The 10898-nt window shown below is 63.4% G+C and carries 11 protein-coding genes and 1 pseudogene; 6 read left to right on the top strand and 6 right to left on the bottom strand.

Translation table 11 applies throughout. The features are described 5' to 3' along the window. Nucleotides 1–265: 265 nt before the first annotated feature. The 4 genes from ABS642_RS10660 (at nt 266) to ABS642_RS10645 (ending at nt 2933) form a co-directional block, all read left to right on the top strand. A complete protein-coding gene (locus ABS642_RS10660; protein WP_350353318.1) occupies nt 266–1456 on the top strand; it encodes a cytochrome P450 in 1191 nt (396 codons plus the stop codon). Between the two features lie 10 nt (nt 1457–1466). Then, on the top strand, nt 1467–2000 hold the full coding sequence (locus ABS642_RS10655; protein WP_350353317.1) for an NAD(P)H-dependent oxidoreductase: 534 nt from the start codon (nt 1467–1469) through the stop codon (nt 1998–2000). Between the two features lie 290 nt (nt 2001–2290). After that, complete coding sequence (locus tag ABS642_RS10650) at nt 2291–2596, top strand: CGNR zinc finger domain-containing protein (protein ID WP_350353316.1); 306 nt, start codon at nt 2291–2293, stop codon at nt 2594–2596. Nucleotides 2597–2729: 133 nt separating this feature from the next. Next, nucleotides 2730–2933 carry a GNAT family N-acetyltransferase gene (locus tag ABS642_RS10645; protein ID WP_350353424.1) on the top strand — a complete coding sequence of 68 codons (204 nt, stop codon included), beginning with the start codon at nt 2730–2732 and terminating at the stop codon, nt 2931–2933. 127 nt (nt 2934–3060) lie between these two features. Here the strand turns inward: ABS642_RS10645 and ABS642_RS10640 are convergent, their stop codons facing one another. The 3 genes from ABS642_RS10640 to ABS642_RS10630 all read right to left on the bottom strand — a co-directional run bounded on the left by ABS642_RS10640 (nt 3061) and on the right by ABS642_RS10630 (nt 6961). After that, the gene (locus tag ABS642_RS10640; RefSeq protein WP_350353315.1) at nt 3061–3411 is read right to left on the bottom strand and encodes a GNAT family N-acetyltransferase; all 351 of its coding nucleotides are present in this window, start codon (nt 3409–3411) and stop codon (nt 3061–3063) included. 451 nt (nt 3412–3862) lie between these two features. Next, entirely contained in the window at nt 3863–4888 is a 1026-nt protein-coding gene (locus tag ABS642_RS10635; protein WP_350353314.1) for an NAD-dependent epimerase/dehydratase family protein, read from the bottom strand. Nucleotides 4889–4900: 12 nt separating this feature from the next. After that, nucleotides 4901–6961 carry an MMPL family transporter gene (locus tag ABS642_RS10630; RefSeq protein ID WP_350353423.1) on the bottom strand — a complete coding sequence of 687 codons (2061 nt, stop codon included), beginning with the start codon at nt 6959–6961 and terminating at the stop codon, nt 4901–4903. Between the two features lie 177 nt (nt 6962–7138). Between ABS642_RS10630 and ABS642_RS10625 the strand changes: the two genes are divergently transcribed. Continuing rightward, nucleotides 7139–7777: a TetR/AcrR family transcriptional regulator gene (locus ABS642_RS10625; protein WP_350353313.1), complete on the top strand. Its 639-nt coding sequence runs from the start codon at nt 7139–7141 to the stop codon at nt 7775–7777. 40 nt (nt 7778–7817) lie between these two features. Here the strand turns inward: ABS642_RS10625 and ABS642_RS10620 are convergent, their stop codons facing one another. Continuing rightward, a complete protein-coding gene (locus tag ABS642_RS10620; protein ID WP_350353312.1) occupies nt 7818–8225 on the bottom strand; it encodes a helix-turn-helix domain-containing protein in 408 nt (135 codons plus the stop codon). A gap of 105 nt (nt 8226–8330) precedes the next feature. On the opposite strand from ABS642_RS10620, the gene ABS642_RS10615 reads away from it, so the two are divergent. Then, entirely contained in the window at nt 8331–9239 is a 909-nt protein-coding gene (locus tag ABS642_RS10615; protein ID WP_350353311.1) for an NADP-dependent oxidoreductase, read from the top strand. Between the two features lie 177 nt (nt 9240–9416). On the opposite strand, the pseudogene ABS642_RS10610 reads toward ABS642_RS10615, so the two are convergent. Continuing rightward, nucleotides 9417–9663: pseudogene (locus ABS642_RS10610) on the bottom strand (leucine zipper domain-containing protein); the annotation flags it as partial. 310 nt (nt 9664–9973) lie between these two features. Beyond that, nucleotides 9974–10753: a DeoR/GlpR family DNA-binding transcription regulator gene (locus tag ABS642_RS10605; protein WP_350353310.1), complete on the bottom strand. Its 780-nt coding sequence runs from the start codon at nt 10751–10753 to the stop codon at nt 9974–9976. Nucleotides 10754–10898: the final 145 nt, after the last annotated feature.

Below are 10898 nucleotides of genomic sequence, written 5' to 3'. Positions count from 1 at the left end.
CTATCGTTATCTCGGGGCAACAACTGCTCGCCGCCGGTGCGGGCTTTCTCCCTGACGGCGTCCATCACCGTAATGTGGTTGTGGGCCGCACCCACATCGAACAGGTTAGCCAGGTCACGCGCGAATGGACCCCCGAACCGCGAGCGGCCCGAGCGATTCAAACGGTCCGCGAGTTAGTCCGTCCATTCTCGGAGTTCGAGTTGGAGCTGCCCTCTCATCGGGGGACAGGGTCTGCGCCCACGGTTGTCGACGCCCTGGAAGAGCGATGACCGCGGCTCCCGTTGCCGACTGGGTCGATCCAGCAACTATGGCAGCGGACCCGTACCCGACTTACCGTCGCCTCATCGAGGAGTCGCCGGTGGCGTGGGTGCCAGCGCTCCGCCGCTACCTTGTGACTTCATACGAGCTCTGCAACGCGATCGAGAACGATCAGCAGACTTTCACCGCTTCGGTTACTGGGCCGGGCGCGACGATGGAACGGGCGCTCGGCGGTCGACCGATGTTGCGTAAGGATGACCCCGAACACGCCGCCGATCGAGTCGCTATTAACCCTACGCTGCGGCCTCGCTCGCTCCGTACCACATGGAAGCCCATCTTTGAGGCAACTGCCCGCCGCTACCTCGCTGTTCTCTTGGAGAAGGGGCCCGATGCGGCGAACCTCGACCAGGACTTCGCGGCCCCGGTCGCCTCGCAGAACCTGATCGACCTCATCGGAATCCCGCAGGCCACGCCGGAGGACATGCGCCGCTGGTCGAGCTCATTGATCGCTGGAATCTCCAACCTAGAAGACGACGCACAGATCTGGGCGAGATCCGAACAGGCACAAACCGAAATCGAGTCTGCGCTCGACGAGCTAATCCCGCGCTACCGGGCGACCCCGGATTCCTCAATCCTGTCCGCGTTAAGCAACAGCGGACTACCGCGAGAGAACATAGCTGCCAACGTGAAGCTCGCCATCTCGGGCGGAATGAACGAGCCGCAGCATGCGATCACGACCTCGGTCTTCGCCCTGGATGGGCACCCGGATCAGCTCGCAGCAGTGCGTGCTGATCCGGGCCTCTGGCCAGTCGTTTTCGATGAAAGCATCCGATGGATTTCACCCATCGGAATGTACCCTCGGCAGACCACAGTCGACACGAACCTGGGCGGAGTGAAGCTGCCGGTCGACGCGTCAATCGGTGTCGTCGTCGGAGCCGCGAACCGCGACCCGGCGTCCATCGCCAATGCGGGCACGTTCGACTTGGGCCGGACGAAAACACCTCATCTCGCTTTCGGCAGTGGAGTGCACCTCTGCGCCGGACATTGGGCCGCGCGTATCTCCATCGGCGAGGTCGCCCTGCCTTTGCTCTATGACGAACTTCCCGGGTTTCGTATCGATTCCCGCCGCGAGACGACATTCACCGGCTGGGTGTTCCGCGGCGCCAGCCAGCTGCCGGTGACTTGGAACACCCACTGAGAGGCGTGCAATGGCACTGACAGCGACAATCGTCGTCGGAAACCCGAAACCCCGGTCCCGAACCCGAGCGGTAGCAGAGGCTCTGCTCGAAAGGCTGCTGACACCGGGTTCTTACGACCTCGAAGTGATCGATCTCGCAGATCACGTTGATGAGGTTTTCAGATGGCCTTCGGTGACGATGGACACTTTGAACACTCGTGTGGCGGAGAGCGACCTTGCGATCTTTGCTTCGCCGACCTACAAAGCAAGCTATACCGGACTCCTGAAAACCTTCCTCGATCGATACCCGACAAACGGGCTCGCGGGCGTGATCTCGATCCCCGTCCACACAGGAGGCGACCTCACCCATGCTCTGGCGCCCACGGCGAACCTTGCACCGTTGCTCATGGAGCTCGGTGCCGTCGTCCCGGGACGCGGCTTCTACGTCGTGACCGGCGAGCTCGATCGACTCGACGAGCTTGTGGACGCCGCCGCCGCCGAGTACACCGCCAACCTTGCTCGCATGGCCACCCTTTCGATCAGCATGACGGCGCGATCTCGATAAACTGGGATCGCCGGCGCTCCCCACTTCCTGTGCCCATCTCACACCTAGTGCGGGTGCTGGTGCGATTGAGCACGGCAGCGACGCCCCTCGTCGCGGTGGAGAGGGAGACAATTCCGAACCAGAGTCCGCGTCGATGGGTGCCCGGGTCGGCTCAGCCTCGTTGAGCGTACATGTCGTTGTCCCGTGAAGCCCGAACGGCGTGCGATCCGTCTTCCCGACGGGTTAGGGGCCAGCGATATCCGGCTCAGGCATGGACCTGATATTCGAGTATCCGCTGTAGCGTTCCCGGGGTGATCTGCGATCGGTGCCCTGGCCCGGTCCTCGCCAGTTCCGCGATCGTCCTGCGCCCGCACCCGGTGAGCCGCGCGATCTGGAGTAGAGAATGCCCCCGGCGCGGAGCGCCCAGTTCCGGTCGGACGCCGGCAGAGATTCCACCAGTATGCGTCGGCTATGATTGCAGCCGCGTCTTCATCGACATCTCGCGCAACGCGAATCGGCGATGGTGCGGCATGCGCGAGTGCGGAGACAAGGCCAAAGCCAAAGCATATCGCGCGCGTCGAAAAATGGCAGCGCGCCCGTCTACGACATCGCCGTGACACGTCCCGCAATCGGCGGGACCGATTTCGCTATCGAGGCGAGCTGGACTCAACAGAACGTTGGGATGTCCCTGTCGGCCACGCGTCGCTCACATCCGACGTCGCGACATAGACGGGTGAGCGGTTCGGTCCTCTGGACTGTCTATATGTAGCGGAGTCGCATCGCGGGAGGGGCCTCGGCAAGCTGCTCCTCAATGCAGTTCGGGCGGCGGCCGCTTCCCGCGGCTACGCGGAGCTCCAATCGCAAACCCCTGAATGGAACGCCGCGGTGATCGATTTCTACGAGCGGGTGGGAGGATCCCGCCGGACAAAGGAACGCTTCACCCTCCCCGTCTAGCTTCTGATCGCGATAGCGGCCGAGAAACGACGCTCGCCTGCCGCCCGCCCACCGTGCAGCACGAGGATCTCCGCAGCGTCCTCGTGCCGGCAACTAGCGGCACGGAGCTCTTGCGGAATACCGCCGCTCAGCGACCACCTCCGTAGATCCCGGGCGTGTTCTTGGTGACCGATGCGGTGGCGTAGTCGCTCACGACAAGGCCCGGTAGGACCTCTCGGTCAGCGACATGGATGAAGCCAGCCGTCTCATACAGCCAGCGAGCCGGACCATTCTCCCGTCCCGTCGAGACGATGGCACCGCCACCGTCACCTTCTGTGAGGAACCGCATGACGAGCCGTCTCCCGGTGCCCCGCCGATGATGCCCGGGGTCCACGACGAGGCGGTCGATCACCGCGACACCGTCGCTAGTGTCATAGCCGAGGGCACCGACGATTTGTTCGGCTTCTACTTCGATGAGCCAGTGGAGTTGGGCTGCCACGAGGTCGTCCGCTTCTCGTGCAACGCCGGTATGCGGTTGTCTTGGATGAGCACCGCTTCCACGGCATACGCGGCGTGCTGCAACTCCAACAGAGCGGACGCGTAGGGAAGAACGTCCTCCGGATTGAGCTGAATTTGCGTCATCGCCCTATCTTTTTTGTCATTGCTTCATCGCCTGCCGCCAACAGTTCCGTCAGACCAGCTCGTTTGAGTGTCTGGTGAGCATCGATGATACGGGCGGCATGTCTGCCCGACTCGTCACACGGTTCGGGGTCGACGACACCTCCCGCGCCGATCAGGCGTGTATCCACCTTGATGCGCGCGATCGGGAGCGCTTGTGCGCGACACTTCGTATCGAAGTGGGAGTTGGACGTCGCGCCCGGATCCCCGGATGGGTCACGAGGTCCCTGCGGGGGCAGTTGCGTCGCGCACTCGGAGTTTCTTGAGTCGTTCTAGATGTGGTTGTCGGGAGGATTGTGAGCGGTTTTGTGGTGCCAGTGCGCGATGTCGCTGATCGTGTCCTCCAACGGCCGAAAGGTGATGCCGAGCTCTTTTAGCGCGTCGGTCGAGTCGATGCGGTTGTGATGACCGTCAAGGAGAACGCGCACTGCTGCTCGGGTGGTGGCGGGTGTGGTTCGGCGTGTGCGAGCGAGCCATTCGACGAGGCCGGCAAAAAGCATGGCCATGCTGGATGGGATGGTGCGAGGGTGCGGAATCTGTTCGGTGTCCGCGATCAGTGCGGCGACGTCCGGCAGGGGCGTCCAACGGCCTGCGAGGACGTACCGTTCGCCGCTTGTGCCGCGTTCGAGCGCGCGCACGGCGCCGAGGGCAACGTCTCGGGAATCGACGATGTGATTGCCCGCTCGTGGGATGGCGGCTATCTGTTGTCGAACGATGCTGCGGTAGAGACGACCCGCGGCTGTTGGGCCGGTGTCGGCTGGTCCCCACATCCAGCCCGGGAGGATCATCGGGATTCGGACGGTTCCTCCGTCACGGACGTAGTTCTGTACGGCTGTTTCCGCGTCGACTTTGCTGGCGCGGTAGAGGTTGCGTCGGTCTGAGTTTTGTGGTGAGTTTCGGCCTGCTGGATGGGCGAGGGTTCCTGGTGCGAGGACGGTGGTGGAACTGGTGTGCACGATGACGGGGACGGCGTGCTGTTCGGCGGCGCTGATGAGGGTGGTGAGCGCTGTCACATTGGTGTCGTGGAGGACGGTTGTGTCGGCGTCCTGTTCGTAATATTCGCGGAAGAAGGCAGCCGCGTGGATAACACCGTCTACCCCGGGTAGTGCCCGGTTCCAGATGTCTGGGGAGGTGATGTTACCCGTAACGATGTCGAGATTGCTGTAAAGGTGTGGGACGGTCGCCATGAGCTTGGAGGGATCTCGAACGAGCACGCGAACGGTGTGTCCTGAACGGGTGAGTTCCTCGATGAGGGCGGTTCCGAGTAGACCGGTCGCGCCGGTGACGAGAACAATCATGTGGGTTTCCGATCAGGATTCGCTGAGGCCGAAGCGGGCGTGGAGTGCGCGCAAGGGTTTGGGCGCCCACCATGTTGCGGTGCCCGATGCGCGGAACAGTGCGGGAAGGAGGATGGCGCGGACCAGGGTGGCGTCGACGAGGACCGCGACGGCCATTCCGATAACCAGTTGCTGGAGGAAGACAACCTGGCCGGTCGCGTAAACGAGGAACGAGGCGGCAAGGGTGACTGCGGCGGCGGTGACCAGGGGGCCCGATTTCGCGATCCCGAGGGGCACGGATCCGAAACTGTCACCGGTGCGGTCGTGCTCTTCCTTGATTCGGGCGACGAGGAAGACGGAGTAGTCCATTGACAGTCCGTAGGCGATGCAGAACATGAGGATCGGGATGCTGGGTTCGATAGACCCGGTTGGTGTAAAGCCGGTCAGCCATGCGAGGCCGCCGTTCTGGAACCCCCAGACGAGGACGGCGAACATGACCGCCATGCTGAGAAGGTTCAACGCGGAGACCTGAAGAGGCACGACGACGGACCCGGTCATCAGAAACAGCACAATAAACGTTAAGAGCACGATCAGCACAGCCACCGCGGGCAGATACGATGTGACTCCGTCCCGGTAGTCCACGAGCTCTGCGGGGTAACCCCCGACGAGCACGTCGGCCGGAGCATCAACGGCTCGAACGTCTCGAACCAGTCCGGCGACATCGCTATTTAGGGCCGCGGAGGAGGGAATGACCGAGAGCCAGGTACCCGGGTCAGACATGTTGAACCGTGCACTGGGATTGCCGTCCACGGGCGCACCGTCTACGTAGGATCCTTCGCGGGTGTCGACGCGGAGGGCTCCCTCGACTCGAGAGAGCGCCGCTGCATATGAGCCCAGGTCATCGTCAGTGACCTTTTGGTCACTGACGATGAGCAACGCGTCGGAGTCCTGCCCCGCGAACACCTCCCGCTCGAGGTTGTATGCGTCGCGCACCGGGGCCGTCGCTGGGAGGACTCTGTCGTCGGCCACTCCGAACGCGACTCCGACCACGGGGGCGGCGAGTGCGAGGACGACGATGAGTCCCGCTCCGCCCAGGAGGACGGGGTGGCGCATGACTGCGGCGGGAACCCGGTACCAGATCCCCGATTCCAGGGGTCGTTTGCGCGGACGCCGGGGGAGCACTCGGGTTCCCAGGACTGCCAAGGCCGCGGGGAGCACGATCAACGCGGCGGCCACCGCTACGACGACTACGGCGATCCCGGCGTAGGCGAACGACGAAAGGAACGGGTAGGGAAAAACGAACAGCACCGCCAACGCCGCCGCGACAGTCAAGCCCGAGAAGAACACCGTGCGGCCGGCGCCGCGGAGCGTCGCTGCGATCGCATCGGGGATCGAATCGGTGCGGCGCAGCTCTTCGCGATAGCGGAAGATCATGAACAGCCCGTAATCGACCCCCAATCCGATTCCGAGGACCAGGACGATGTTCGAGGCGAAAGTCGACACCTCCGCGAACGCCGTCACCCCGCGGAGTATGGCAAGTGATCCAAACACCGCGAAGAACCCGAGCACGAGGGTCAAAAGAGCCACGCGGAACCGGCGATAGATCGCCCACAGCAGGAGCAACACGAGGGGAAGAATGATCAGCTCGGCACGAAGGAAGTCGGAGCGAGACTGCTCGGCCACCTCTCGGAAGACCTCGTCAGCCCCCGCTACGACCACGCGCACAGGCCCATCGCTGACAGTGAACTCCTCGACCAACCCGGGCAGAATTTCCGAACGAACCCGGTCGGCATCGCCGGGGACATACGCGAGAACCCACGCCGCGGAACCATCTTCCGCTCGCAGCATCGATGCGCTCTCAGTCCAGTAGGACCACGATTCCGTGACACCCGGCCATGAACCCAAGCGTTCAGTGAGCCTTGAGCCTTCGGCGGCGACATCGGCATCGTCGACGGACCCTTCCTGGGGAATCACCATCAGGGCAACATTGGGGCTTCCCGTGCCGGACTGGTCGGCCAGAAGCCGCGCAGCGCGGTCCGACTCCGAACCAGCCGCGGCAAACCGACTCAAAGAGAGGGCCTCAATCGTCCCCACCCCGACCACAGCGCTCGCAAAGAGAACAATCGCCGCAACGGACAGCACCCACCACCGACGACGCACGACAACACCCGACCAACCTCGTTGATTCATCTCGCTCCAATGTGAGTAAAAGCTCGTAAATTGATAGTACGAGTATTTGCTCACAAAAGCGATCATGGTTAACGTTGTCCCATGAAGAGGCCCAGGGACGACCAGGTTCAGCCAACCCCGGTACGTCGCCGGCGCGGTCTTGCTCGGATGGCGCTCGTACTGGACGCGGCGGCGACTGAGTTCGCTGCCGTCGGGTATGACCGAGCAACGACCAACTCGATCGCGGAACGCGCACAGATTTCCCCGGGCTCCCTTTATCAGTACTTCAGCGACAAGGCCGCGATCGCGTCAGCCCTAGCTCAGAGGTACGTGAATGAACTTGTGGTCAGCCAGGCAGGCACCTTCAGCGAACTCGGTGACGAACTAGCCGCACTTCCCCTGCCAGAGGTCATTGAACGGATCATTGACCCATTGATCGCGTTCAACGTGCAGCACCCCGCTTTCCTCATCCTGTTCGCACGCAAGGACGTACCGGAGTTGCTCTCCGGCGCTGTGCAGCCCATGGAAGACGCATTCGCTGGACGAATCGCAGATGTGATTCAACGACGCAACCCCTCTATACCGAAAACGCGAATCGACGCTGTGACGGAAACCAGCATCTTGGTCTTTCGCGGCCTCATGATCGGAGTGTCGACGCTGGTCCCAGAGGATCGAGAGAGGAGAGCGACCGAAGCAAAGGCCGCGATCACGGGGTACTTGCAGCACCGCAGTATTCTCTGAGTGAAGCAGAGGGCGCCAGCCTTGCTCGCTACGTGTCAGGTCAGACCTTGCCTACGGCCGCGTCGTAGACCAGACGCGCGGCGGTCACGGATCGCATGTTGCCCTCGGCCCAGGACTTGAGCTGGGCGACAACATTGTGGAGCGACACCCCGAGGGAAGTGATTTCGTACGTCACTGTGACTGGGACCGTCGCGATCACCGTGCGCGTCACAAGCCCGTCACGTTCGAGGCCGCGCAGCGTCTGTGTAAGCATCTTCTGGCTGATCCCGGCGATCCGACGGCGAAGGTCGGAGTAGCGCGCGGGTCTGTCGTGGAGAGCACTCAGCACGAGCACCACCCACTTGTCTGACAGGGTCGTGAGCAGCTGTCGGCTGGGGCAGGTCGCGAGGTATGCGTCGTACGCGACCTTCGCATCGAGTCTGCGCTGCCGTGCGGTCTGAGTTGGCATGTTGTTCCGCCTCTGGAGGCTAACGCACCTGCGGGTGCCTACTTCCCGTCGGAGAGTAGTTCGACCAGCATTGCAGTTTTGACACTCAAACGAAAGGACTGCTCGATGCGCGCAGCAATCGTCACAAATCCCGGAGGACCGGAAGCCATCGAATTGGTCGATCTCGCCGACCCTGTGCCGGGCAAGGGGGAGGTACTGCTAACGCTGCAGGCGGCGGGAGTGAACCCCGTGGACGCTCAGACCCGCAGCGGCATCTACCACAAGCTCGGATGGGTCTCAGCGACTTCCGTGGGCCTGGGATGGGATGCTGTTGGCGTCGTCGTGGCGCGCGGCCCAGGCGTCTCGACACTCGTTGTTGGGCAGCGTGTCGCTGCCCTCATCGGAGGTGTCGACCGGGCGTACGGACCCTACGCAGAGCGGATGGTAATAGCCGCCGATGATTGCGCGCTCATTCCCGCGTCTCTGAGCTCCGACCTCGCGGCGACCATCCCGCTCAATGCCACCACGGCACATCAGGCACTCGCGCTGCTCGGTGACCCAGGGGGTCGTCGTCTGTTGGTCACGGGTGCTGCGGGCGGCGTAGGCGGCTATGCAATCGAGCTTGCTCGCGGCCTCGGGTTCGCCGTGACAGGCCTTGCCCGCGCGGCAGACGCCGATTCGGTGGGCCGCACGGGCGCGCTGTTCACCGACTCTCTTCCCGGCGACACCTTGTTCGACGCAGTGCTCGATGCTGCAGCCATCGGAGACGAAGCGCTCGCGAGCGTACGCGATGGCGGAGACTATGTGGGGGTCATCCCGGTGGCCGTACCGGAGCCCCTCCGAGGCATCCGCACGCAGGCCGTAATGGCGGCTCCCGACGGGGAACTGCTCAAGAAGTTACTCGATGCCGCGGCGACTGGCGCGCTCACCCCGCGCGTACACACTTTGATGCCACTGAGCGAGGTCCACGAAGCCCACCGCCTACTCGACGCAGGCGGGTTCCGAGGACGCATCGTGCTCGACCCGCTACGCTAAGCACAACCGCCTTCGCCGAATAGCCGTCGTCTCATTGCCCCGGGTCACGAGTCCGGCTGGGGAAGTAGAGATCCGGCTGCCCATGCTCGAGGCGCCCACGCGCACATCGGTATGTGCTTCGTATTGCTGCCAAGCCATCACCTACATGGCCGTCTGACCAGATTTGAGTATGCGTAGTCTCGTGAACCGCAACGCGATGATCCGCCGCTCGAGGCGTTGCGCGGTGCGCGTAGGACCGTGATTAGGACGCGAGGAGTGACCGTCATCGAGGACCCCGAGCGGGCTCGCTGGGCCCACTTCGATGCCGTTACCGGCACACCTGGAACCGCTCCGCCGCCCGGCGGACCGACCAGCCTTGGGTGTTGATCCAGACGGCCAGACGAGCCCGACCGACAGGCGTCAGGGGTGCATTAGCGTGAGTCATGAAGACCTCCGTGTTCGGAATGTGAGTGTGGTAACCCACATCCTGCCCGGAGGTCTTCGCTAGCTCACCCGTTCACAACGTCCCGAGGAACTACATTTAGCCCGGTTGGACGAGACCCTTTGAAGTACTGGCAGAGGACGGATTCCCAGCCGCTACGCGGATCGCACCCGAATGCTGCACCCGGCCTAGATTGGCGTATCCGACCGGCTGCCGAAGTATCCTCGCTGCCGGACGGGATCTCGGATCATGCGATTTTTGGCGAAGGCGCGGTGTGCTTGAGGGTGGTGATCAGCTCGCGCGAGCAGTCCGATCAGGCGGCCGCAGCATCCACGGGGGCAAGAATGACGTCGATGCCCGCCTCTCGGAAGGGGGCGAGTTGCGCCGCGGTGGCTGTCCAGTCGGTTACGAGCGTGTATGCCCCCACTTGCGCCCAGGCGTCGAAGGGAGCGAGGCCCAATTTCGAGGAGTCCGCGAGAACATAGACCTCACGTCCACGCTGTGCCATCAGCTCCTTGGTGCGGGTCTGTTCGAGATCGGCCTCGCAGATGCCGAACGTCGCGTGGATCGCGTCCGCCCCGAGGAAGACTCGATCCGCCGTGACCCGCGACAGCGTCAGGTCGGTCATCGCGCCGACGAGGCCCTGGCTGATGTGTCGCAGGCGTCCGCCGAGGAGGATCACCTCGACGCCCTCGGCCGTGGCGAGCTCCAGCAGAGATGTCACGCCCGTCGTGATCACGGTGATCTCCGCGCGATGGCGCAGAGCGGCCGCCACGCGACCGGTGGTCGTGCCCGCATCCAGCATCACCGTCTCGCCGGGGCTGATGAGGTCCGCGCACCAGCGGCCGATCGCGTCCTTCTCGGCGCGCGATTCCTGCGATCGCTGAGCGAGCGTCTGCTCGGTGCCGGTGGTTCCGGGGAGGATCGCGCCGCCGAGCGTGCGAGTGATAGCACCTTCTGCGGCGAGTCTCTGAAGGTCCCGCCGCACTGTCGACTCGGTGACGTCGAGCAGGCCGGCGAACTCCTCGACAGTGAGGGGTCCCCGGGAGGCGAGGAGTTCGAGCGTCTTCGCGCGTCGTGCAACACCGTTCATGGCGTCAGTGTATGCCGACAATCCGCGGTGGTCGTGCTTTTAGCCGCAGTTTTCGCGTGAAAAACGCAATTTGAGTATTCGATGTTGCGCAAAACACGCAGAGAGGTCATGATGAAGACGTCGCGAAGAAGCGACGAACACCCCA

It is taken from the genome of Microbacterium sp. A8/3-1, from assembly GCF_040267695.1.
Lineage (GTDB): Bacteria > Actinomycetota > Actinomycetes > Actinomycetales > Microbacteriaceae > Microbacterium > Microbacterium luteolum.
The sequence above is the reverse complement of the archived record's forward strand: the minus strand, read 5'-3'. Positions and strand labels throughout refer to the sequence as shown.